This window comes from Streptomyces sp. NPDC051738, assembly GCF_044453205.1.
Classification (GTDB): domain Bacteria; phylum Actinomycetota; class Actinomycetes; order Streptomycetales; family Streptomycetaceae; genus Streptomyces.
This window is the reverse complement of the sequence record NZ_JBITCM010000004.1, coordinates 247,657-269,576: the sequence shown is the minus strand read 5'-3', so window position 1 is coordinate 269,576 and position 21,920 is coordinate 247,657. Positions and strand designations below refer to the sequence as shown.

The following is a 21,920-nucleotide window of genomic DNA, read 5'->3' as shown; positions in this document are numbered from 1 at the left end:
TGGGGGACGGTCGTTACGCATGGCCAGGGAATTCCAACGCGGCCACAAGGCCAAGATCAGTGACCTCACTGCGGGCACGGATCTGTACGTAGGCGTGCAGATCTCCGCCCCAGGGCTGAGCTTCGACATCAGCTGCTTCGGTCTCGACGCCGACGAACGGCTCTCGGACGACCGCTACTTCGTCTTCTTCAACCAGCCGAAGTCCCCCGAGGAGTCCATCCAGCTCCTCGGCACCCAGGCCGGTGACACGGAGTCCTTCCGGGTCACGCTCGACAAGATCCCCCCGCAGATCCAGAAGCTGTCCTTCACGGCGACGATCGACGGCGCCGGACAGATGTCGCAGATCAGCCCCGGGTACATCCGTATCGTCGCCGGCGGCGAGGAGGTGGCCCGGTACGCCTTCAACGGCTCGGAGTTCTCCACCGAACGCGCCGTGATGCTGGGCGACTTCTACCTGAAGGACGTCTGGCGGTTCGCCGCGGTCGGCCAGGGCTTCGACGGCGGCCTCGACGCGCTGCTGAGGAACTTCGGCGGCGAGGTCGCCGAGGAGGAGGCGCCCGCCGCCCCGCAGCAGCCGCAGACCGGGGCGACTCCCGGCTTCGCCCCGCCCGCCCAGGCCGCCGCGCCGCCCGCGTTCGGCGCCCCGGCCGCACCGGCTCCCGCGGCCGTCCCGGCGCCGGCCCCCGCTCCGCAGCCCTCCGCGCAGGGCTTCGCGCCCCCGCCCGCCTCCGCCTCGCCGCCCCCGGCCCCGGCGCCCGCACCGTCGGTGCACGCCCAGCCCACCATCGTCGCGCCCATGACGCCGCCCGGCGGCGCCCCGCCGCCCCCGGCTCCGGCCCCGGCGCCCTACGGCCAGCCGGGTCAGCAGCAGCCGTACGGCCAGCCCGGCCAGCAGGCGCCGTACGGCCAGGCTTCCGCCCCGACCGCCCCGCCGCCCCCCGGCTACCCCCAGCCTCAGGCCCCGCAGGCTCCGAACCTGCCGCCCGGTTACGGCCAGCCGACCCCGCCCCCTGGCTACGGCCAGGTCCCGGGCCAGCAGGCGCCCTACGGGGCCCCGCAGGGCGCCCCTCAGGGCGTCCCGCAAGGCGCGCCCCAGGGGGCCGGCGTGGCCGCCGCGCTCCAGCAGTTCAAGGAGACGCCCACCGGCCAGCGCTGGACCCAGCAGAACAAGAAGCTGGTCCGGGTCGACCTCGGCATCGGCGGGCTGCCCGTGCTGGCCCGGCAGGGCAGCATGGTGCTCTACCAGGGCAAGGTCGACTTCAGCTACAAGGGCGCCGGGTTCGCCGGCCGGATCGTGGGCAACGCGACCGGCCAGGAGATGCAGTTGATGCGCTGCACCGGCCAGGGCCAGGTGTTCCTCGCCGAGAACTCCTCGATGCTGCACCCCATCGAGCTCCAGGGCGACGGCATCTGCGTCTCCGCGGAGAACGTCCTCGCCTTCGACGAGAGCCTTCAGCACGAGGTCCGCCGCATCGAGGGACACGGCATCCCCGGTGGCGCGCTGTTCACGATGCAGTTCACGGGCACCGGCACGATCGTCGTGAAGACCCACGGCACCCCTGTGGTGCTCCCGGTCACGCCCACGACGTTCGCCGACTGCAATGCCGTCGTCGCCTGGTCGGCCGCCTCCCAGGTGGTCGTCTCAAGCCAGGTCCGGATGCGCCGCAACGCCTACCCCGGCGACACCGGAGAGAGCGTCAACCTCCAGTTCCGTGGCGCGCCCGGCAACTTCATCGTCGTCCAGCCGTACGAGATCTGAGGGAGCCCGTCATGAACCAGCCACTCGCGGGCTACGCCCCCGCACCCGTCACCGCCCGCATGGAGAACCACGGCAACCACATGCTGAAGGTCGCCATGCAGACCGGGAACGACCTCTTCGCGCGCGTGGGGTCGATGACCGCCTACGAGGGCTTCGTCCAGTACGAGCCCAACCCGCCGGCCGTGCGCCAGATCGCCAAGGACTGGATGACCGGCGAGGGAGCGCCCCTGATGAAGTGCTCCGGGGACGGTCTGCTCTACCTCGCCGACTACGGTGCCAACGTCGTCGTCATCAACCTCAACGGCGACGGCATCTCCGTCAACGCCACCAACCTGCTCGCCTTCGACGCTCACCTCACCTGGGGCGTCGAGCGCGTGAAGGGCCTGGCGAAGTTCGCCGGGCAGGGCCTGTGGAACACCAAGATCTCCGGGCAGGGTTGGGTCGCGCTGACCTCCCGGGGCAAGCCGATCGTCGTCGACTGCGGTGGCGGCGAGGACGAGACGTACGTCGACCCGGACGCGCTCGTCGCCTGGTCCCCGAACCTCAAGGTGAAGGGCAAGCGCAGCTTCAAGGCGCAGTCGCTCATCGGCCGGGGCAGCGGCGAGGCCTACCAGATGGCCTTCTCCGGCCAGGGCATCGTCGTAGTCCAGCCCAGTGAGGACAGCACCGACCGTCTCCGAGTCCGGGGCTGAGGGGGGCCAGAAACACCATGCAGAGTCCGCTTTTCGCCTACAACGACCAGCAGACCCAGGACCGCTGGAGCCTGCAGAACAAGCAGATGCTCCGCGTCGCCCTGGAGGGCCACGACGACATCCTCGCCCGCAAGGGCACCATGGTCGCCTACCAGGGCCTCGTCGAGTTCGACGCCGAGTTCCAGAGCAACCAGCAGGGACGCGCGCGTGCGCAGACCGGCGAGGGCCTGGACCTGATGCGCTGTCACGGACAGGGCACGGTCTACCTCGCCAACCTCAAGCAGCATGTTCACCTGGTGGACGTCGACCAGGACGGGCTGACCGTCGACAGCAGCTATGTGCTGGCGATGGATTCCTCGCTGCACCACGAGGTCATCGCCGTGGACAGCCTCTACGGCATCTCCGGCTCAGGTAAGTACCAGCTCAACATCACCGGCCGCGGCAAGGTCGCGCTCATGACCTCCGGCAGTCCGCTGATGATGCAGGTGACGCCCGACAAGTACGTCAACTGCGACGCCGACGCGATCGTCGCCTGGTCGACCGGGCTGCGCGTGCAGATGCAGTCCCAGACGCACTCCTCCGGGGTGTGGCGGCGCCGTGGCAGCACCGGTGAGGGCTGGGAGCTCAGCTTCATGGGCACCGGCTTCGCGCTGGTCCAGCCCAGTGAGCTGCTGCCGCCGCAGAACGCCCAGATCGGCTCGGGCCTCGCCGCGCAATACGGCGTCGGCCAGCAGGGGGCGCGGGGGCAGAACCAGGGCAACGTCTGGAGTTGACCGTCCGGAAAGCAAACGTAAGGGGCGACCGCCTTTGCGGTCGCCCCTTACACATGTTTCAGTGCTGACGTGCTTCAGGCCGCGAGCCTCGCTCGCGTGGCCTGAAGCAGTCGTACGACCGACTCGTCCGCCACGTCCGCCACCTCGTCGTAGGCGAACCAGCGCAGGTCGAGGGACTCATCACTGATCGCCTCCACGGCACCGGCCGGCGCCAGCGCCGCGTACTGGACGTCGAGGTGCCAGGCGCAGGGCGTGTGATGGCGGTCCAGGCGCACCGGGCCGCCGGGGAGCAGTGTCAGCCCCGCGACGCCCGACTCCTCGGTTCCCTCGCGCAGGGCGGCCGTCGCCAGCGTTTCGTCGGCGGGCTCGCAGTGGCCGCCCATCTGCAGCCACATGCGCAGCTTCTTGTGCAGGGTGAGCAGCACGCGGCCGCGGGACGGGTCGATCACCAGGGCGCTCGCCGTGATGTGCCCGTCCTCGCACGCCTTCCACATGCCGTCCGGGTGGGCCTGAAGATGCTCCAGGTAGGTCTGGCGCAGCTCTTCCTGGCCCTCGTAGCCCTTGAGTACGAGGACCGCGTCGTCGTACAGGCTCACTCGGTGTCGTCGCCCTTGGAGTCGTCCTTCTTCAGGTTCGGCTTCTCGCCGGAGCCGCTCGCCGCCTCGCCGAGCATCTTGTCCAGCTCGGAGAAATCGATGTGCTCGCGGTGCACGAAGCCGTCCGGGTCGTCCAGGTCGGTGGCCGTCGGCAGCATGTCCGGGTGGGCCCACAGAGCGTCACGGCCGTCGACACCGCGCGCGTCGGTGAGCGAGGCCCACAGGCGGGAGGCGTCGCGCAGACGGCGCGGGCGCAGCTCCAGGCCGATCAGCGTGGCGAAGGTCTGCTCCGCCGGGCCACCCGAGGCGCGCCGGCGGCGCAGGGTCTCGCGCAGCGCGTCAGCGGACGACAGGCGGGGCTTCGCGGCCGCGTGCACCACCGCGTCCACCCAGCCCTCGACGAGCGCCAGAGCGGTCTCCAGACGAGCCAGGGCCGCCTTCTGCTCCGGCGTGTCCTCCGGCTGGAACATGCCCTGCTGCAAGGCGTCCTGCAACTGCTCGGGGTTCTGCGGGTCGAACTGGCCGACCACGTCCTCCAGCTTCGCGGTGTCGACCTTGATCCCGCGCGCGTAGCCGTCGACCGCGCCGAACAGGTGCGAGCGCAGCCACGGCACGTGGGCGAAGAGGCGCTGGTGGGCCGCCTCGCGCAGGGCGAGATACAGCCGCACCTCCTCCTTGGGGACGCCCAGGTCCTTGCCGAACGTCTCGATGTTCACCGGCAGCAGCGCGGCCTTGCCGATGGGGCCGAGCGGCAGGCCGATGTCGGTCGAGCCGACGACCTCACCCGCGAGCACGCCGACGGCCTGCCCGATCTGGGTGCCGAACATGGCGCCCCCCATCGACCGCATCATGCCGATCAGCGGGCCGGCCATGGCCTGCATCTCCTCCGGCAGGACATCGCCCATCGCGGTGCCGACGCGCTCGGCGACCGGGTCGACGAGCTCCTGCCACGCGGGCAGGGTCGCCTCGACCCACTCCGCACGGGACCACGCGACGGCGGTGCCCGCACCGGACGGCAGGGACGTCGCGTCGTCCAGCCACAGGTCGGCCAGGCGGACGGCCTCCTGGACGGCGGTGCGCTCGGCGGGGCCGACGCTCGCGTCCTTCGTGCCGTCCGCGGTGCCCTGGGAGACCGTCTGGCGGGCGATCTGCTTGGCCATGTCCCAGTTCACCGGGCCGCCCTCGTACGAGAGCATCTGGCCCAGCTGCTGGAACGCGGCGCCCAGGTCGGTGGGGTTCAGGGAACCGAACATGGCAGCGAACGGATTGTCGGCGCCGGGGCCACCGAAGCCACCGGCTCCGGGCAGCCCGCCGAATCCGAACGGGTTGGCCGGTCCCTGACCACCGCCGCTCTGCTGGTCCTTCTTCTTGCCCTCGTCGCCGTCGTCCGGCTCCTCCGGCGGAAGGCCGAATCCGAATGGGGTGTCACTCACGGGATTCCTCGGCTGGTAAGGCCACCGGCTGGCACCGGCGGCGCGACTGCCCGATAACACCACCCAGCGTAGACACCGCGAGCCGTTCGGGCCTCGGTGCTTCGCCGACTCTTGGCCTGCGGCAGGATGGATGCCACCTGGTACGTACGCGTCACTAGCGTTCGTACTGAAGACAACCGCTGGAGACGCCCGGTGAGTTCCCCTGATCCGCAGGTTCGCGCAGCGCGAAACCAGTCAACCCCTCCCGCGCGCGGCGTGCGCGGGCCCGTCGTCGCGGTGACCGGTGCCGCGTCCGGCATCGGCGCCCTGCTCACCGAGCGTCTCGTCGAGTCTGACGAGGTCAAGCAGGTCATCGCCATCGACGAGCGGCGCGGTGAGTGCGCGGCGGCCCAGTGGCACATCCTGGACGTGCGGGATCCGGCCATCGCGGAGAAGCTGCGGGGCGCCGACGTGGTCGTACACCTGGCCCTCGATCTGGATCTGGAGACGGATTCGGCCGCTCGGACGGCATACAACGTTCGGGGGACGCAGACCGTGCTGACGGCCGCGGCGGCGGCCGGGATCCACCGGGTCGTGCTGTGCACCTCGGCGATGGTCTACGGGGCGCTGCCCGACAACGAGCTGCCGCTGTCCGAGGACGCCGAGCTGCGGGCGACGGCGGAGGCCACCGGGGTGGGCGATCTGCTGGAGATCGAGCGCCTCGCGCGCAGGGCGCCTCGGGCCCACCCCGGACTCAACGTCACCGTGGTCCGCCCCGCGGTACTCGTGGGCGGCACGGACACCGCGCTGACCAGGTACTTCGAGTCACCTCGGCTGCTCGTCGTCGCCGGGTCGCGCCCCGCCTGGCAGTTCTGCCATGTCGAGGATCTGTGCAGCGCCTTGGAGTACGCCGTCCTGGAGAAGGTCGACGGGGAGCTCGCCGTCGGCTGCGACGGCTGGCTGGAGCAGGAGGAGGTCGAGGAGCTCAGCGGGATCCGCCGGATGGAGCTGCCGTCGGCGGTCGCGCTGGGCGCGGCGGCCCGACTGCACCGCATCGGCCTGACGCCCTCTCCGGCCGGGGACCTGGCGTACACGATGTACCCCTGGGTGGTCAGCGGGAGCCGGCTCCATGACGCGGGGTGGCGGCCGCAGTGGACCAACGAGGAAGTACTCGCGGAGCTGCTGGAGGAGGTCTCCGGCAGGCACACGGTCGCCGGGCGGCGGCTCGGGCGCAAGGACGCGACGGCGGCCGGGGCCGCGGGAGCGACGGTCGCCCTGCTGGGCGCGGCGGCAGTGGTGCGGCGCGCGCGGAAGGCCAGGCGGCGGATCTGAGGGTGCCAGGGCGCGGCCTCGTGCGGTGCCGCCCGCTCGCGGACTGTAGGAGGCTCCAAGCCGCACGCGTGTGTGCCGGGCGATAACGCTATTTCCCGACCTCGCGCGCGTGGGGCACGATGGGACCATGGCACCTTCCAACGATCATCCCGGTGAGCAGGGCGCTCAGGATCCCGTCAAGCTCATCGCCATTCGCGAGACGGCCCTCTCCCTGGACGAGGTCTTCCGGGCTGTCGGGGACGATGCCGCCGGTGGGACCGCGTTGTTCGTGGGAACCGTGCGGAACCACGACAGTGGTGCCGATGTCGACGAACTCGGGTACTCGTGCCATCCCCAGGCCGAGGCCGAGATGCGGCGCGTCGCCGAGAAGGTCGTCGCCGAGTACCCGGTGCGGGCGCTCGCGGCCGTGCACCGCGTCGGGGACCTCAAGGTCGGGGATCTCGCCGTGGTCGTCGCCGTCTCCTGTCCTCATCGCGGCGAGGCCTTCGAAGCCTGCCGGAAGCTGATCGACGATCTCAAGCACGAAGTGCCCATCTGGAAGCATCAGCGGTTCTCGGACGGGACCGAGGAGTGGGTCGGCGCCTGCTGAGTGGTCGGCGCCTGCTGAATAACCCATCCGAGCCTCGAACAGCCCCTCCGCAGCCCCATCCACCTCACTCCGGTTGCGTAACCGCACCCCTGGCGTGAGCGTTGTCAGTGCCAGTGGTTAATCTGCTGATCAGTCAGTTTGCGGTCACTCATTGGGGATGGGAGGACGGCATGGCGGCGCTCGCCTGGTTGCTGATTCCGCTTGTGGCTGCGATCTTCGCCGGTCTGTGGGGCAGTTGGGCCAACCGGACCCGGAAAGCACGGGGTGACGGCCCCGAGCTCGACGGCTATGCGCGCTTCCGTGCGGCCATGGAGAAGCCCTCTTCCCGTACATGATCATGGGCGGCGGGCTCGCGGCTCTGACGGGTCACGGTCAGACAGCCCTGACGGGGCGCTGACAGAAGTGTCACGTACATTCGTGCCATGCCACGCCGCACCGCGACGATGCTCGCCTCCACCCTGATGCTGATCGCGCTCCTGTGCGCGGGAGTCTTCATCCCCGTGCCGTATTCGGAGATGTCCCCGGGGCCGACGGTGAACACCCTCGGCGAGCATGACGGCGAGCCGGTGCTGCAGGTGTCCGGGCGTAAGACCTATCCCGCGACCGGGCATCTCAACATGACCACCGTCCGGGTCACCAGCGCCGACTACAAGATGAACCTCGTCGAGGCCGTCTATGGGTGGCTCGCACATGACAACAAGGTCGTGCCGCACGACACCCTCTACCCGGACGGCAAGACCGAGGAGCAGTCCACCCAGGAGAACGCCGAGGAGTTCAGCCAGTCCCAGGAGAGCGCCAAGGTCGCCGCCCTGAAGGCGCTGGACATCCCGGTGCAGAGCTGGGTGATCGTCTCGACCGTGGTGAAGGGGACTCCGGCCGAGGGCAAGCTGCACGCCGGTGACGTGATCAAGGCCGTCGACGGTACGGCGGTGAAGGAGCCCGCGGACGTCGCCGAGCTGGTGACCAAGCACAAGCCCGGCGAGGACGTCGTGTTCACGATCGTCCCGGCCAAGGAGCAGACCGCCGCCGAGAAGGAGCGCAGGACGCCGACGAAGACGGAGAAGATCACGATCAGGACCGCGGAGTCCGACGACAGCGCCGAGAAGCGTGCCATCGTCGGGATCTCCGCCGGGACCGACCACACCTTCCCGTTCACGATCGACATCAAGCTCGCCGACGTCGGCGGACCCAGCGCGGGCCTGATGTTCGCGCTCGGCCTCTACGACAAGCTCACCCCGGGCAACCTCACCGGCGGCAAGTTCGTCGCCGGCACCGGCACCATCGACGACGACGGCAAGGTCGGCCCCATCGGCGGCATCGAGATGAAGACCGTCGGCGCGCGCGAAAAGGGCGCCCAGTACTTCCTCACGCCCGCCGACAACTGCGCGACGGCGGCCAGGGACGTCCCCGAGGGGCTCACCCTCGTCAAGGTCGACACCATCGACGACGCCCTCGGCGCCCTGAAGGACATCCGCTCCGGCGACACCGCCGACCTGCCGAAGTGCACGACCAAGAGCTGAGCGGCAAGTCTTGTGTACGGCAGTGGGGGCGCTCGTCGCATCGAGGGCGCCCCCACTGCCGTACCGGAAGAGCTCAGTCCTCGAACGTCGCCGCCAGCGCCTCAGCCAGGCCCGGGATCAGGTCGGGGCCGGTGAGGACCTCCGTCGGGGTGTCCTTCTCGCGCAGGCGCAGGGCCGATTCGCGGGCGCCGTCGCGCAGGACCGCGACCGTCATGCGGACCTCCTGGCGGTCGGGGTGTTCCGCCACCCACTGCGTGAGCTTGGCCTCGCTCAGGCCCTGCGGGACCTGGGCCTCGGCGGACGGGGGCAGCATCAGGCGCTCGACGGTGAGCGCGCAGCCGACCACCGCGTCGGGCCAGGCGATCGTGCCGAGGAACTCGTCGAGCGCCTTGCCCGTTGGAAGTTCGTCCTGCTCGATCGGGGTCAGGCCGGTGGACTCCTGCTCGTCCCCCAGGCCGAGCTGGGCGGCTAGGCCGGGTTCCTGAGCCCGCAGCCGTGCGGTGTCTACGAGGGCGAAGAGGCGGGCGGGCTGGTCCCAGCCGAGGCCGGAGGCGTACTCGTCGATCTCGAGAACGGCCCGGGTGAGCGGGCTCGCCGCCATGGGAGTGTTGGACATGGTCACAATCCTCTCTCGTTCCTGGCCGGAATCGGGAACTGAGTAAACGGTGAGTAAGTTGCATAGGTGTGGGCCCACGATCACGGGGGGCCACGAGGGGTCCACGAAGACGCGGGCCTGACGGATCAACAGCGAACCTCGGGGTGCGAACCTTGGCTTTCCAGATGCCGGACCGCGGCGGAGGCCCGACCGGGCCACGGATCAGAGTGGGCCGCCCGTCCCGGCGTGTCCGGACGCTGCTCATGACACTGGGCGTCCTCGCCGTCCTCGGCATGGCCTTCACCATGTTCGCGGGCTTCTGGACGGACTGGCTCTGGTACCGGTCGGTGAACTACTCGTCCGTGTTCACGACCACGCTGTGGACGAAGATCGGGCTGTTCTTCGTCTTCGGTCTGCTGATGGCCCTCGCGGTCGGCTTCAACATCTGGCTGGCCCACCGGCTGCGCCCGCCGCTGAGCGCCATGTCGATGGAGCAGCAGAGCCTCGACCGCTACCGCATGGGCATCGCGCCGTACAAGAAGTGGCTGCTGCTTGCGATCACCGCCCTGGTCGGTCTGATCGCCGGCGCCTCCGCCTCCAGCCAGTGGCGCACCTGGCTGATGTGGGTCAACGGCGTGCCCTTCGGTGAGAAGGACCCGCAGTTCCACCTGGACGTCGGCTTCTACGCCTTCGACCTGCCCTGGTACCGGTTCCTGCTCGGCTTCGGCTTCGCCGCCGCGATCCTCTCCGTGATCGCCGCCGCGCTCACCCACTACCTGTACGGCGGGCTTCGCATCACCAGCCCGGGCGCGCGCGCCACGGCCGCGGCCACCGGCCATCTCTCGGTCCTCATCGGCATCTTCGTCGCCCTGAAGGCGGTCGCGTACTGGCTCGACCGGTACGGACTCGCGGTGAAGTCCAGCGACTTCAAGGCCACCGACAACTGGACCGGCCTCAGGTACGTCGACGCCAACGCCTATCTCCCGGCCAAGACGATCCTGTTCTGCATCGCCGTCATCTGCGCGCTGCTGTTCTTCGCCACCCTGTGGCGGCGCACCTGGCAGCTGCCCGTCATCGGCTTCGGTCTGATGGTGCTCTCGGCGATCCTCATCGGCGGCCTCTACCCGGCGATCGTCCAGAAGTTCCAGGTGCAGCCCAACGAGCAGGCCAAGGAAGCGCCGTACGTCGAGAAGAACCTCAAGGCGACGCGCGACGCGTACGGCATCGACGGCACCAAGGTCACCGAGTACCCGGGCACGAGCAAGACCGAGGACAAGACCCAGCTGCGCGACGACGTGGACGCCACGGCGAGCATCCGGATCCTGGACCCGAACATCGTCTCGCCGACGTTCCAGCAGCTCCAGCAGATCAGGAACTACTACGCGTTCCCGACCAACCTGGACGTCGACCGGTACAACAAGGACGGCAAGGACCAGGACACGGTCATCGGTCTGCGCGAGATCAACCTCAACGGCATCCCGAAGCGCAACTGGATCAACGACCACTTCCGTTACACCCACGGCTACGGCGTGGTCGCCGCCGAGGGCACCAACGCCGACTCCCAGGGCCGACCGGACTTCACCGAGTCCGACCTGCCGTCCAGGGGTGACCTCGGGACGTACGAGCAGCGGGTCTACTACGGCGAGAAGACCACCATGTACTCGATCGTCGGCGGCCCCCAGAAGGAGATCGACTACTCCGACGACAGCGGTGAGAAGACCTACAGCTACAAGGCCGACAGCGGGGTCAGTCTCTCCAACCCGGTCAACCGGGCCGCGTACGCGGTGGCGTTCGGCGAACCGCAGATCCTGTACTCCGGTGCGATCGGCGACGGTTCGCGCATCCTGTACAACCGCACGCCCAAGGAGCGCGTCGAGGCGGTCGCCCCGTGGCTGACCATCGACGGTGACGCCTACCCGGCGGTCGTGGACGGCCGTATCCAGTGGATCGTCGACGCGTACACGACGACGAACGGCTACCCGTACTCCTCCCGTACGACCCTCGGTGACACGACGGCGGACTCGCTGACCGCGACCAACGATCAGCGCGCGGTCGTGGCACAGCAGAACCAGGTCAACTACATCCGCAACTCGGTGAAGGCGACCGTCGACGCCTACACCGGACAGGTCAAGCTCTTCCAGTGGGACACCAAGGACCCGGTCCTGAAGACCTGGATGAAGGCGTTCCCGGACACGGTGGAGCCCAAGAGCAAGATCTCGAAGTCGCTGATGGCCCATCTGCGCTATCCGCAGGACCTGTTCAAGGTCCAGCGCGAGCTGCTCACCCGCTACCACGTGAAGGACGCGACGACGTTCCTCAGCGGCAGCGAGGTCTGGCAGGTGCCGGATGACCCGACCAACAAGTCGGGCAACGCGGTGCCGCCGTACTACCTGAGCATGAAGATGCCCGACCAGGCGGCGCAGGCGTTCTCGCTGACGACGACGTTCACGCCGAACGGCCGGGACAACCTCAGCGCCTTCATGGCCGTCGACGCCGAGGCGGGCACCAGTGACTACGGCAAGATCAGAATTCTGAAACTGCCGACCAACACCACGGTCAACGGACCCAGTCAGGTCCAGAGCCAGTTCAACTCCGAGCAGAACATCGCCGAGACCATCAGGCTGCTGAGAGGCGGCGACTCCGAGGTCGAGTACGGCAACCTGCTGGCGGTCCCGCTCGACGGCGGACTGCTCTACGTGGAGCCGGTCTATGTCCGCGGTGGCGGACTCAAGTACCCGCTGCTGCGGAAGGTGTTGGTGTCCTACGGCGGCACCACCGCCTTCGAGGACACGCTCGGGGAGGCCCTCAACAAGGTCTTCGGAGCGGAGGGCCCGACCACCGAGCCACCGGACGAGGGCGACGAGGACGGCGGCGGCACGACGCCACCACCGACGTCCGACAACCCGACGGTCCAAGACGCGCTCAACGACGCCCAGAAGGCATTCGAGGCCGGCCAGGAAGCCCTGAAGAACGGTGACTGGGAGGCGTACGGCCGGGCGCAGGAGGACCTTGAGGATGCGCTGAAGCGGGCCGAGGACGCGCAGGCGCAGGCGGACAAGACCGGCGGCAGCGGAGGCGGAGGCGGGGGCAGCAGCCCCAGCCCGAGTTCGAGTCCGAGCCCGACCAGCAGTCCCACCGGCACTTAGGGACGACGGTTGATCGAATAGCCCACCCCGCGCCGTGATACGGTTGCAGAACAACGGCGCGGGGTGGAGCAGCTCGGTAGCTCGCTGGGCTCATAACCCAGAGGTCGCAGGTTCAAATCCTGTCCCCGCTACTGAAGTCGACGATTATTCGTACGACAGCGAAGGCCCGGATCCTCCAGAGGATCCGGGCCTTCGTGGTGTGCGAACGCATGTGCCGAAGGGCGGGGCGGCCACGCCGCGGCGGGGAGTTGAGAGGTCTGTGTTTGACTTGTCTCTCTGTGGGCATGTCGACAAAACGCTGTAGTGACCTCAATGGCTGCGGTATACCAGGTGTACCCAGGTTGCAGGTGGTGCGACGATGGACGTTATGGGGGACAAGGCAACTCTGTTGGAGACAGGGCGGTTTGTGCAGCCTGCCGACTTTGTGCGGCCGACAGGCGATTTCGTGCAGCCGACGGACGGTGCCTCTCAGCCGGTGAGTGAACTCACGCAGTCGGAGGGCGACTTCGCCCTGGACCGACCCGCGGACCGGGACGAGGCCGGGGAGGCGATCGAGGAGGCGCGGCAGCGGTTCGCCGCCGAGGCCGGCGACGTCGAGGCGATGAGCGTCCTCGGTGCCATGCTGCTGCGCCGCGGTGATCTCGACGGAGCCGAGTCCCATCTGCGTGCCGCCACCGCCGCCGGGGACCGTGCCGCAGCCAACAACCTGGGAGTCCTGCTTCACCAGCGCGGATACGCCGACGAGGCCGCCGGATGGTGGCGCATCGCCGCCGTCGCCGGGTCGGCCGCGGCCGCGCACGCGCTGGGACGTCATCACCGCGAGCGGGGCGACGAGCCCGCCGCCGAGTACTGGCTGCGGCAGTCCGCCGAGCAGGGGCACGCGCTGGGCGCGTACGCGCTCGCCGATCTGCTGGAGCACCGCAGCGACGCCGGGGCCGAGCGGTGGATGCGGGCCGCGGCCGAGCGGGGGCACCGGGAGGCGGCGTACCGGCTGGCGCGTGCGCTCGACCGGCAGGCGCCCCATGTGGGCGAGGACGGGAACGACAACGGTGTCGCGGTGAGCGATGCGCTGCTGGACGAGGCTGAGCAGTGGTACCGGCAGGCCGCCGCGCGCGGGCACCGCAGGGCCGCGCTGCACCTCGGGGCGATCCTGGAGAAGCGGGGGGAGCTCAAGGAGGCCGGGCGCTGGTATCTGACGTCCGCCAAGGACGGGGAGGCGCGGGCCGCCTGTGCGCTCGGGTTCCTGCTGCGGGACGCGGGGGACAGCGAGAGCGCCGCCGTGTGGTGGCTGCGGGCCGCGCAGGACGGTGACGGCAACGCCGCGAACGCGCTGGGCGCGCTGCACGCCGAGCGCGGGGAGACGCAGACCGCCGAGCGCTGGTACCGGGCCGCGATGGACGCCGGTGATGTGAATGGCGCGTACAACCTCGGGCTGCTCTGCGCCGAGCAGGGCCGCACCGCGCAGGCCGAGCAGTGGTACCGGCGGGCGGCGTACGCCGGGCACCGCGAGGCGGCGAACGCGCTGGCGATCCTGCTGCTCCAGGGCGGGGACGCGACGGGTGCCGAGCCGTGGTTCTCCAAGGCCGCCGAGGCGGGGAGCGTGGACGCCGCGTTCAACCTCGGGATCCTGCACGCCGGGCGGGGCGAGGAGCGGGCCGCGCTGCGGTGGTACGTGCGTGCCGCTGCCGCCGGGCACACCGAGGCCGCGCTGCAGGTCGGGATCGCCCGGCTGCGGGACGGGGACGAGCCCGCGGCGGAGCGGCATCTGCGGTGCGCGGCCGGGGGTGGCAGCGCGGAGGGTGCGTATCGGCTGGCGACGCTGCTGGATGCCCGTCGGCCGCCGGAGCCCGCGCATGAGCTCGGGGAGACGGTGCACGAGAAGACCGAGTGCGAGGAGTGGTACGAGCGGGCTGCCTCCCAGGGGCACCGGCGGGCGCAGGTGCGGGTCGGGATGCTGGCCGCCGCCCGGGGTGACGTGGTGGAGGCGGCTCGGTGGTACCGGGAGGCTGCCGAGGCCGGCTCACGGAACGGCGCGTTCAATCTTGGGCTGCTGCTGGCTCGGGAGGGGAGCGAGCCGGAGGCGGCGGTGTGGTGGACCCGGGCTGCTGACGCCGGGCACGGGCGGTCGGCGTTGCGGATGGCCCTGGTCTACGCGCGTCGCGGGGAGCTGGCTGAGGGGCAGCGGTGGGCTGATCGGGCGGTGACGTTGGGGCCGGGGGAGGTTTCGGAGCGGGCGGCTCGGCTGCGGGATGCTTTGCGGGAGGAGTTGTCGGCGTGAGGTTGGGGTGGGTGTCGCTGCCGCTGGTGTCGCGGTGTTCTCGCCCCCGCCGCCCCTACCCGTCCCATCCCCCAGGGGCTCTGCCCCTTCGACCCCGGGCCCTTTCTGGGGGCTCCGCCCCTAGACCCCCGTTTCGGCCCTTAAGGGGCCTCGTCCTCAAACGCCGGACGGGCTGAAATGCCTGCGCCGGGACGTCGCCCCTCGCTTCACCATGACGCCTGGGTGGGGGATCGGGGCGGTGGGACCTCGTCCTCAGACGCCGGACCTGCTGAAATGCCTGGACAGGCGTCCGCGGGGAAGCGATTTGCCTCTGCCTGAGGTGTTGACGTAATGTTGCGTTTACCGACGCGGGGTGGAGCAGCTCGGTAGCTCGCTGGGCTCATAACCCAGAGGTCGCAGGTTCAAATCCTGTCCCCGCTACTGAAGGCCTAGGGCCGGAACCGATGAGGGTTCCGGCCCTAAGTCGTGTTGCGCCTGTGGTCGCTCCGCCTCAGGCCGGCGGCATGCCTCGGCCGCGCACCAGCGGCAGGTACACCTCGTCGACGATCTCCACGAGCACGTCGTCGGGAGCGGCGGGGACCCCGCGTACGACGAACTCGTTGCGCAGCAGGACCATCGCCACGGTGGCGACCTGTGGATGGAGTGCTTCGGGGGAGGCCTCACCGCGGGCGACCGCGCGCCCCAGGATGGTCAGCCAGGGAGCGGCGGCGCTGTCGGAGGACTGATCCTGGAGTTGCGCCAGGAGTTCCGGCGCGCCGCCGGCGGCGGCGAGCAGCTCCCGCAGGATCGCCCCGAGAGGGGAGCTCCAGTAGCGGTTCGCCTGGCGGAGCCACTCCAGGGCGTCGCCGCGCAGTGTGCCCGTGTCGGGCGGCTGGACCGTCGTCGCCAGATGCCTGTAGGCGGCGATGCCGAGCGCGAGGCGGTTCGGCCAGCGGCGGTAGAGCGCGTTCTTGTTGGTGCCGGCGCGGGCGGCGACCTTGTCCATCGTCAGCCCGGCGTATCCGGACTCGGTGAGCTCATCCACCGCGGCTCGCAGAATCGCCTCCTCCAGGGCGGCTCCGCGTCGCCGCATCTGTCCGGCGCCTGACTGTCCCGTCGGCTTCTCTGCCATGACACCTTCTCGGGGGTTCGGTACTGCTCGTACCTTCCCATTTTCATTGCCGTCCAGACCACCAGGCAATTAGGGTACTGAACGTACCGTAAGCAATCTGCGTGGAAGGGATCCGACGCATGCGCGCCAGAGGTATCAGCTACGACACCGGCTTCGTCTACAACGGAGCCGTCGGCCGCGGTCGCTTCGATGCGGAGGTGGTCAGGCGCGAGCTGCGGATCATCCGCGACGACCTGCACTGCAACGCAGTCCGTGTCATGGGCGGTGATCCGGAGCGGATCGAGCTGGCGGCGGGGTATGCCGCCGACCTCGGCCTGGAGGTCTGGTTCTCGCCCTACCCGCTTGAACTGACCACCGACGAGATGCTGGCGCTGTTCGCCGACTGCGCCGAGCGTGCGGAGCGGCTCAGGCGGCGAGGAGCCGATGTCGTCTTCGTCGCCGGCGCCGAACTGAGCCTGATGAACAAGGGATTCCTGCCCGGCGACAGCACGGACGAACGGGTCGCGTTGCTGAGTCAACCGCATCGCGTGCGCGAGCACATCGCCGAAGTCGGCGCACGCGTCAACGACTTCCTCGGCAAGGCCGTGGCCCTCGTCCGTGAGCGGTTCGGCGGTGAGGTGACCTATGCGGCCGTACCGCTTGAGGGCGTCGACTGGGCTCCCTTCGACTTCATCTCCATGGACCTCTACCGATCGGCCGAGATCGCCGATCGATTCGCCGAAGGCGTCCGCAACCTCGTCGCGCAGGGAAAGCCGGTCGCGATCACCGAGTTCGGCGCGGCCGGCTACCGCGGTGCGGGCGACAGGGGTGCCCGCGGTCTGGAGATCGTCGAGCATGACGAGGACACCCGTGCCCCTCTCCGGCTGGACGGGGAGTATGTCCGCGACGAGGCCGGTCAGGCCAGGTATCTGTGCGAGTTGCTGGAGGCATTCGACGCCGGGGGCATCGACAGCGCCTTCGTGTTCACCTTCGCCCTCCACGACTACCCGCACCGCCCCGACGGCGACCCCCGTGAGGACCTGGACCTGGCCAGCTACGGCATCGTCAAGGTCCTCGAAGACCGCCCGGGAGCCAGCTACCCCGACCTGCCATGGGAGCCGAAGGCCGCGTTCACCGCCCTCGCCGACTACTACCGTGACCGAGCCGCGTCGTGAGTCATTCGTGAGTCATGAGGTGGCCCACCGCCTCTTCGTACAGGGCGCGGTCGACCGTTCGCGATTCCGGTAGCGGGCTTCCTTCCCCTACGCCCTGGGAGTCGTAGGCGGACTGGAGGCGGGTTGTCGTGCCGGCGCGGATTTCCCAGTCCATGCGGAGGGACGGGGTGGATTCGAGGATGGACTTCTCCGCCTTGAGGAGCTCGGCGAGGTAGGTGACGAAGCTTGCATCCTGCTTGTAGTCCGACGCGAAGTAGGTGTTCACGGTGCGGATGTAGGCCCTCAGCAGGGCCACGCCCGCGTCCACGTCGTCGCCCAGTAGCGTGCGGCCGTACAGCATGCCGCCCAGGGGTTCGCCCGGCGGCTGGCCGCCCAGGAAGGCGTAGCCCCGCTTGCCGTCCACCTTGCGCCAGACCGGGTCGAGGAGCCATGCGGAGTCGACGCCGCCGTTCTGGAGGGCTGTGAGGACGTCTGCCGAGCCCAGTTGCTGGTACTGGATGTCGGCCAGGCCGCCGCCGTGTTTCTCCAGGGCCCTCTCCATGGGGTACGCGATGACCGAGCCCTTGCCGATCATCGTGCCCAGCTTGCGGCCGGCCATGGCGACGCGGTTCGCGGTGTCGCCGTCCTTCAGGCGCACCCACAGGCCGCTCTTCGAGTCCGGGTCGGGCGAGAAGTTGCCCGCGACCCACTTGATGTCGAAGCCGCCCTTGATGCCGTTCATGACCGCGGCCTCCGGGGCCGCCCACAGGGCGTCGATGTCCCCCTTGGCCAGCAGGGGAAGCGCGTCCGGCGTCGGCAGCACCTTGAGCGTGACGTCCAGGCCCTCCTTCTTGAACTCGCCCTTGTCGAGGGCGACTTGCAGCGGAGCCACGTACTCGGCGCTCAGCGTTCCCGTCGCGATCGTCAGCTCGCGGGGCTCGGACAGCGGCTGTGGGGGAGGGGCGCTGGGCCGGCAGCGGGCCGGTGTGCGGTTCGCGGAGAGGTCCTTCGGGTCCGTCCAGGACGTCGTACCGCACCCCTCGACCGGGCGGATGGTGCGCTCGCCCGCGCCGGCCTTCGACGAGGAGTCCTTCTCGTACGGCGATGAGCAGGCCGCCGACGTCAGCAGTGCTCCTGCGGCGATGAGGACGACACAGGCCCGGCTCGGGCCTCGGCTCCTCCTTCTCATGACTGGCCCCTTCCTCATGCTGGCCCCTTCCTCATGACTGGCCCCTTCCTCGGTCCCGCGGTGCCCAGGGGGTGAGCAGGCGGCCCGCGAAGCGGATCAGTTCGGAGAAGAGGACTCCCAGGACCGCGACGCAGACGATGCCGACGAACATCACGTCGTTCTGGAACAGCGCGCGCGAGTCGAAGATCAGATGGCCCAGGCCGTTCGTCGCGGCGATCTGCTCCGAGGCGACGATGACCAGGACCGCGACCCCGGCCGCGATGCGCGCGCCCACCAGGACGGACGGGAGTGACGCCGGAAGCAGGACGTGGCGGAACATCTGCCACCGGGAGGCGCCGAAGACCTGGCCCGCGTCACGGTGGCCGGAGGGGATGGACATGACCGCGGACATGGTGGAGATCCAGACGAAGAAGAACACCGTGGCCGCCACCAACGCCACCTGCGGGCCCTCGCCCAGGCCGAACATGTTCAGGAAGATGGGCAGGAGGGCCAGTTTCGGTACGACGTACAGCGCGTCCAGGAGTGGTTCCAGCGCGGCTCGTACCAGCGAGAGGGAGCCCATCAGGAGGCCCAGGGCGTAGCCCGCCGCCGTGCCGGCCGCGTAGCCCGCGAGGACACGCTTCAAGGTGGCCCACACGTCCGGCCACAGGTCGCCGGCCGCGGCCCGGTCCCAGCCGTCGGCGAGGATCGTGGACGGGGCCGGGTAGACGCGGTCGTCGATCCAGGCCTGGGCGGCCGCCAGTTGCCACAGCAGGAGGAGGACGAGGGGGACGGCGAGCGCCAGGGACACCTCAAGCGCGCGCCTGCGGCGGTGGGTGCGGGCCGGGTGGAGCTCCCGCGGGCCGGGGCGGCGGATCAGGACCGAGTCGGCGGGCGGCTTCGTGAGCGTCGTCATGCCGGGACCGCCTCCTTCCGCAGCAGGTCCCACAGTTCGCTGCGCAGGGCGGTGAACTCGGGGGTGGCGCGGACCTCGCCGGTGCGCGGGCGGGGGAAGGGCGGGCGGTGTTCGGCGATGATCCGGCCCGGGCGGGCGGACATCACGAGCACGCGGTCGCCCAGGACGATCGCCTCCTCCAGGCTGTGGGTGATGAAGAGCGTGGTCGTCCGCAGCGACTGGGTGAGGTCGAGGAGTTCGTCCTGGAGGATCGTGCGGAGCTGGGCGTCGAGCGCCGCGAAGGGCTCGTCCATCAGCAGGAGTTCGGGCTCCACCGCCAGCGCCCGGGCGATGGCCACGCGCTGGCGCATACCGCCGGAGAGGGCGGCCGGGTAGGCGTCCGCGAAGTCCGACAGGCCCATGCGGGCCAGCCAGTCGTCGGCGCGGGCGTTCGCCTCGCGGCGGGGGACGCGCTGGATGTCCAGTCCGAAGCGGACGTTCGCGCGCACCGTCTTCCAGTCGTAGATGCCGTAGTCCTGGAAGATCATCGCCGCCGGTCGCGGGCTCGCGGCACGGATCTCCAGGGTGCCGGTGCTGGGGCGGAGCAGGCCCGCGGCGATGCGCAGGAGGGTCGACTTGCCGCAGCCGGAGGGGCCGACGACACAGACGAACTCGCCGGGGGCGACGGTCAGTTCGAGGGGGCCGAGGGCGTGGACCGTGTGGGGGGTTCGGCCGAAGGTGCGGGTCAGGTCGTTCGCTCTGAGTTTGGGATACGGCTCTCCCACTTCTGTCTCCTCGCGGAGTGCGGAACGGACGTGTGGGTGCCGTTGACCATATGACGGACCGTCAGATTCGGGAACCCCACCCGTTCGTACCCGGGCAGCGCAAAGCCCCGGCACTCACCGGTGCCGGGGCTCAGGGAAGGCGGCGGGCTAGGCCTTCGTGCAGTTCGGGCAGATGCCGCGGTACGTCACCTCGACGTCCGAGACCGTGAAGCCGAAGCGCTCGGAGTCGGGGAGGTCGGCCATCGGGTTGCCCGTCGGGTGGACGTCCCGGATCGAGCCGCACTGGGCGCAGACCAGGTGGTGATGGGGCCGGTGGGCGTTCGGGTCGTACCGCTTCGCGCGCTTGTCGGTGGAGACCTCTAGCACCTCGCCGAGGGTGACCAGCTCGCCCAGCGTGTTGTAGACGGTCGCCCGGGAGATCTCGGGCAGCTTGGCGACGGCCCGGGCGTGCACCTCGTCGGCCGTCAGGTGGACGTGATCGCCGGCGAGCACCTCGGCCACGACGCGCCGCTGCGCGGTCATTCGCCATCCGCGTCCGCGCAGCCGTTCCAGAAGGTCACTCATGGAGAACACCTTAACAGCAGGAGGACCAGATTCCGAATGGATGTGACTTTGGAGTGCGGCTTAGATTAGACGAAATCCAGTGTAGGGGATAGGGGATCCGGCATGGAGATGGGCCGGGCCCCTTCGGGATCCGGCCCATTCTTTCGCGTGGGCTACGCGGGCACGTGCTGTCGTACGGGTGCCCAGCAGCGGATGATGTCGCGGACCGAGACGATGCCCACGGGCTCCTCGTGGTCCAGGACGATCAGATGGCGGAAGCCGCCGTGTGCCATGGCGCGGGCCGCCTCCTCCAGAGTCCATGACGGGGCGGCGAACACGACGTCGTTGGTGGTGTGGTCGTGGGCGTGCTCGATGTCCGGGTTCTGTCCGAGGCCGACGGAGTTGAGGATGTCGCGTTCGGTGAGGATGCCGATACCGCCGGCGTCGGGGTCGTGGACCACGGCCGCGCCGACCCGACGGGCGGACATCAGCGCGGCGGCCTGGCGAAGGGTGTGGGTGGGGCCGATGGTGAGGACCACGGTGCTCATGGCGTCACGTACGAGCATGGATGGAGCCACCTCCTGAAGTGCCCCCGCACCGTTTGTTCACGGTTTCACAAATTCACAAGTGGGGGGACTTTCAGAGTGACAGGTAAAGAGGGGGTCAACAAGGGGGCGCTCAGGGGCGCTGCAAAGGGGCGCTCAGGAGCGCTCGTTGAGGTAACCGAGGAACTCGTCGTGGAGCAGGCCGTTCGAGGCGGCGGCGTTGCCGCTGTGCGGGCCGGGGCGGCCGTCGAGGCCGGTGAAGGTGCCGCCCGCCTCGGTCACGACGATCGCCGTGGCGGCCATGTCCCACAGGGAGAGCTCGGGCTCGGCACAGATGTCCACCGCCCCCTCGGCGACCAGCATGTACGGCCAGAAGTCGCCGTACGCGCGCGTGCGCCACACCTCGCGCGTGAGGTCGAGGAAGCCGCCAAGGCGCCCCTGCTCCTCCCATCCGCTCAGCGAGGAGTACGCGAACGAGGCGTCCGTCAGCTTCGAGACGCCGGAGACCTGCAGACGGCTGGCGGAGGAGAGGCTACGGCCGGTGAAGGCGCCGTGCCCCTTGGCGGCCCACCAGCGGCGGCCGATGGCAGGCGCCGACACGACACCCACGACCGGCTGGTAGCCGCCCTCGCTCGCTTCCATCAGGGAGATGAGGGTGGCCCAGACCGGGACGCCGCGTACGTAGTTCTTGGTGCCGTCGATCGGGTCGATCACCCAGCGGCGGGGGCCGGTGCCCTCGATGCCGTACTCCTCGCCGAGGATCGCGTCTCTCGGCCTGGCACGCTGCAGCTGTCCGCGGATCAGCTCCTCGGCGGCCCGGTCGGCCTCGCTCACCGGGGTCATGTCCGGCTTGGTCTCGACCTTGAGATCGAGGGCCTTGAAGCGGCCCATGGTGGTGGCGTCGGCGGCGTCCGCGAGGACGTGGGCGAGGCGGAGATCGTCGAGGTAGTCCGGCATGGGACGAACGCTATCTGTCGTGGTCGGGCCAGAGCTACTGCGCCATGGCGTCATGGGCGGGTTGCTCACGGTTGTCAGTTCCGGCTGCTGC

At 69.8% G+C, this 21,920-nt stretch carries 20 protein-coding genes and 2 tRNA genes; 12 read left to right on the top strand and 10 right to left on the bottom strand.

Going from position 1 to position 21,920, the window contains the following annotated elements:
* Positions 1–19: 19 nt before the first annotated feature.
* Genes ACIA8X_RS11900 through ACIA8X_RS11890 form a run of 3 tightly spaced genes read left to right on the top strand, consistent with a single transcriptional unit; the run spans position 20 to position 3,224 of the window.
* Positions 20–1,759, top strand: coding sequence for a TerD family protein (locus tag ACIA8X_RS11900; RefSeq protein ID WP_393448438.1), 1,740 nt, complete (start codon positions 20–22; stop codon positions 1,757–1,759).
* Positions 1,760–1,770: 11 nt separating this feature from the next.
* On the top strand, positions 1,771–2,451 hold the full coding sequence (locus tag ACIA8X_RS11895; protein ID WP_093906729.1) for an AIM24 family protein: 681 nt from the start codon (positions 1,771–1,773) through the stop codon (positions 2,449–2,451).
* A 17-nt stretch (positions 2,452–2,468) separates the two neighbouring features.
* Entirely contained in the window at positions 2,469–3,224 is a 756-nt protein-coding gene (locus ACIA8X_RS11890; RefSeq protein ID WP_393448440.1) for an AIM24 family protein, read from the top strand.
* A gap of 74 nt (positions 3,225–3,298) precedes the next feature.
* Here the strand turns inward: ACIA8X_RS11890 and ACIA8X_RS11885 are convergent, their stop codons facing one another.
* Together ACIA8X_RS11885 and ACIA8X_RS11880 are read right to left on the bottom strand one after the other, a co-directional pair.
* Positions 3,299–3,820, bottom strand: a complete 522-nt coding sequence (locus ACIA8X_RS11885) for an NUDIX hydrolase (RefSeq protein ID WP_393448442.1) — start codon at positions 3,818–3,820, stop codon at positions 3,299–3,301.
* On the bottom strand, positions 3,817–5,253 hold the full coding sequence (locus ACIA8X_RS11880; RefSeq protein ID WP_393448444.1) for a zinc-dependent metalloprotease: 1,437 nt from the start codon (positions 5,251–5,253) through the stop codon (positions 3,817–3,819). The genes ACIA8X_RS11885 and ACIA8X_RS11880 overlap by 4 nt, the downstream gene beginning before the upstream one ends.
* 192 nt (positions 5,254–5,445) lie before the next feature.
* Here ACIA8X_RS11880 and ACIA8X_RS11875 point away from each other — a divergent pair, with 192 nt between their 5' ends.
* From ACIA8X_RS11875 to ACIA8X_RS11860, 4 genes are all read left to right on the top strand, one after another.
* Positions 5,446–6,564, top strand: a complete 1,119-nt coding sequence (locus ACIA8X_RS11875) for an SDR family oxidoreductase (RefSeq protein ID WP_393448446.1) — start codon at positions 5,446–5,448, stop codon at positions 6,562–6,564.
* 127 nt (positions 6,565–6,691) lie between these two features.
* Positions 6,692–7,153 carry a molybdenum cofactor biosynthesis protein MoaE gene (locus tag ACIA8X_RS11870; RefSeq protein ID WP_393448448.1) on the top strand — a complete coding sequence of 154 codons (462 nt, stop codon included), beginning with the start codon at positions 6,692–6,694 and terminating at the stop codon, positions 7,151–7,153.
* Positions 7,154–7,323: 170 nt separating this feature from the next.
* Positions 7,324–7,488: a hypothetical protein gene (locus ACIA8X_RS11865; RefSeq protein ID WP_187284300.1), complete on the top strand. Its 165-nt coding sequence runs from the start codon at positions 7,324–7,326 to the stop codon at positions 7,486–7,488.
* An 87-nt stretch (positions 7,489–7,575) separates the two neighbouring features.
* Complete coding sequence (locus ACIA8X_RS11860; RefSeq protein ID WP_393448450.1) at positions 7,576–8,673, top strand: PDZ domain-containing protein; 1,098 nt, start codon at positions 7,576–7,578, stop codon at positions 8,671–8,673.
* Between the two features lie 73 nt (positions 8,674–8,746).
* On the opposite strand, the gene ACIA8X_RS11855 is transcribed toward ACIA8X_RS11860, so the two are convergent.
* Complete coding sequence (locus ACIA8X_RS11855; protein ID WP_393448452.1) at positions 8,747–9,289, bottom strand: PPA1309 family protein; 543 nt, start codon at positions 9,287–9,289, stop codon at positions 8,747–8,749.
* Positions 9,290–9,453: 164 nt separating this feature from the next.
* Between ACIA8X_RS11855 and ACIA8X_RS11850 the strand changes: the two genes are divergently transcribed.
* The 4 genes from ACIA8X_RS11850 (at position 9,454) to ACIA8X_RS11835 (ending at position 15,112) form a co-directional block, all read left to right on the top strand.
* Complete coding sequence (locus tag ACIA8X_RS11850) at positions 9,454–12,414, top strand: UPF0182 family protein (protein WP_399458324.1); 2,961 nt, start codon at positions 9,454–9,456, stop codon at positions 12,412–12,414.
* A gap of 57 nt (positions 12,415–12,471) precedes the next feature.
* Positions 12,472–12,545, top strand: a tRNA-Met gene (locus ACIA8X_RS11845).
* 227 nt (positions 12,546–12,772) lie between these two features.
* The gene (locus ACIA8X_RS11840; RefSeq protein ID WP_399458247.1) at positions 12,773–14,692 is read left to right on the top strand and encodes a tetratricopeptide repeat protein; all 1,920 of its coding nucleotides are present in this window, start codon (positions 12,773–12,775) and stop codon (positions 14,690–14,692) included.
* Positions 14,693–15,038: 346 nt separating this feature from the next.
* Positions 15,039–15,112 (top strand) — tRNA-Met (locus tag ACIA8X_RS11835).
* Positions 15,113–15,182: 70 nt separating this feature from the next.
* On the opposite strand, the gene ACIA8X_RS11830 is transcribed toward ACIA8X_RS11835, so the two are convergent.
* The gene (locus ACIA8X_RS11830) at positions 15,183–15,803 is read right to left on the bottom strand and encodes a TetR/AcrR family transcriptional regulator (protein WP_393448456.1); all 621 of its coding nucleotides are present in this window, start codon (positions 15,801–15,803) and stop codon (positions 15,183–15,185) included.
* A 119-nt stretch (positions 15,804–15,922) separates the two neighbouring features.
* Between ACIA8X_RS11830 and ACIA8X_RS11825 the strand changes: the two genes are divergently transcribed.
* Entirely contained in the window at positions 15,923–16,957 is a 1,035-nt protein-coding gene (locus ACIA8X_RS11825; RefSeq protein ID WP_393448458.1) for a hypothetical protein, read from the top strand.
* Position 16,958: 1 nt separating this feature from the next.
* Here the strand turns inward: ACIA8X_RS11825 and ACIA8X_RS11820 are convergent, their stop codons facing one another.
* From ACIA8X_RS11820 to hisN, 6 genes are all read right to left on the bottom strand, one after another.
* Positions 16,959–18,125 (bottom strand): ABC transporter substrate-binding protein, encoded by a 1,167-nt coding sequence (locus tag ACIA8X_RS11820; RefSeq protein WP_399458246.1) that lies wholly within the window; start codon positions 18,123–18,125, stop codon positions 16,959–16,961.
* A gap of 31 nt (positions 18,126–18,156) precedes the next feature.
* A complete protein-coding gene (locus ACIA8X_RS11815) occupies positions 18,157–19,020 on the bottom strand; it encodes an ABC transporter permease (protein ID WP_393448462.1) in 864 nt (287 codons plus the stop codon).
* Positions 19,017–19,784, bottom strand: a complete 768-nt coding sequence (locus tag ACIA8X_RS11810) for an ABC transporter ATP-binding protein (RefSeq protein ID WP_393448465.1) — start codon at positions 19,782–19,784, stop codon at positions 19,017–19,019. Before ACIA8X_RS11810 ends, ACIA8X_RS11815 begins: the two co-directional genes overlap by 4 nt.
* Before the next feature lie 147 nt (positions 19,785–19,931).
* Positions 19,932–20,348 carry a Fur family transcriptional regulator gene (locus ACIA8X_RS11805; RefSeq protein ID WP_393448468.1) on the bottom strand — a complete coding sequence of 139 codons (417 nt, stop codon included), beginning with the start codon at positions 20,346–20,348 and terminating at the stop codon, positions 19,932–19,934.
* Positions 20,349–20,500: 152 nt separating this feature from the next.
* Positions 20,501–20,893 carry a cyclic nucleotide-binding/CBS domain-containing protein gene (locus tag ACIA8X_RS11800; protein ID WP_393448470.1) on the bottom strand — a complete coding sequence of 131 codons (393 nt, stop codon included), beginning with the start codon at positions 20,891–20,893 and terminating at the stop codon, positions 20,501–20,503.
* Positions 20,894–21,028: 135 nt separating this feature from the next.
* Entirely contained in the window at positions 21,029–21,829 is an 801-nt protein-coding gene (gene hisN / locus ACIA8X_RS11795; RefSeq protein WP_393448473.1) for a histidinol-phosphatase, read from the bottom strand.
* Positions 21,830–21,920: the final 91 nt, after the last annotated feature.

Bases quoted from the DNA above. Each gene is read 5' to 3' on its own strand.
- ACIA8X_RS11865 (WP_187284300.1), top strand. From the start codon at position 7,324: ATGGCGGCGCTCGCCTGGTTGCTGATTCCGCTTGTGGCTGCGATCTTC.
- hisN (WP_393448473.1), bottom strand. From the start codon at position 21,829: ATGCCGGACTACCTCGACGATCTCCGCCTCGCCCACGTCCTCGCGGAC.
- ACIA8X_RS11855 (WP_393448452.1), bottom strand. From the start codon at position 9,289: ATGTCCAACACTCCCATGGCGGCGAGCCCGCTCACCCGGGCCGTTCTC.
- ACIA8X_RS11840 (WP_399458247.1), top strand. From the start codon at position 12,773: ATGGACGTTATGGGGGACAAGGCAACTCTGTTGGAGACAGGGCGGTTT.
- ACIA8X_RS11900 (WP_393448438.1), top strand. From the start codon at position 20: ATGGCCAGGGAATTCCAACGCGGCCACAAGGCCAAGATCAGTGACCTC.
- ACIA8X_RS11805 (WP_393448468.1), bottom strand. From the start codon at position 20,348: ATGAGTGACCTTCTGGAACGGCTGCGCGGACGCGGATGGCGAATGACC.
- ACIA8X_RS11820 (WP_399458246.1), bottom strand. From the start codon at position 18,125: ATGAGAAGGAGGAGCCGAGGCCCGAGCCGGGCCTGTGTCGTCCTCATC.
- ACIA8X_RS11850 (WP_399458324.1), top strand. From the start codon at position 9,454: ATGCCGGACCGCGGCGGAGGCCCGACCGGGCCACGGATCAGAGTGGGC.
- ACIA8X_RS11895 (WP_093906729.1), top strand. From the start codon at position 1,771: ATGAACCAGCCACTCGCGGGCTACGCCCCCGCACCCGTCACCGCCCGC.
- ACIA8X_RS11860 (WP_393448450.1), top strand. From the start codon at position 7,576: ATGCCACGCCGCACCGCGACGATGCTCGCCTCCACCCTGATGCTGATC.
- ACIA8X_RS11830 (WP_393448456.1), bottom strand. From the start codon at position 15,803: ATGGCAGAGAAGCCGACGGGACAGTCAGGCGCCGGACAGATGCGGCGA.
- ACIA8X_RS11815 (WP_393448462.1), bottom strand. From the start codon at position 19,020: ATGACGACGCTCACGAAGCCGCCCGCCGACTCGGTCCTGATCCGCCGC.
- ACIA8X_RS11800 (WP_393448470.1), bottom strand. From the start codon at position 20,893: ATGCTCGTACGTGACGCCATGAGCACCGTGGTCCTCACCATCGGCCCC.
- ACIA8X_RS11890 (WP_393448440.1), top strand. From the start codon at position 2,469: ATGCAGAGTCCGCTTTTCGCCTACAACGACCAGCAGACCCAGGACCGC.
- ACIA8X_RS11870 (WP_393448448.1), top strand. From the start codon at position 6,692: ATGGCACCTTCCAACGATCATCCCGGTGAGCAGGGCGCTCAGGATCCC.
- ACIA8X_RS11825 (WP_393448458.1), top strand. From the start codon at position 15,923: ATGCGCGCCAGAGGTATCAGCTACGACACCGGCTTCGTCTACAACGGA.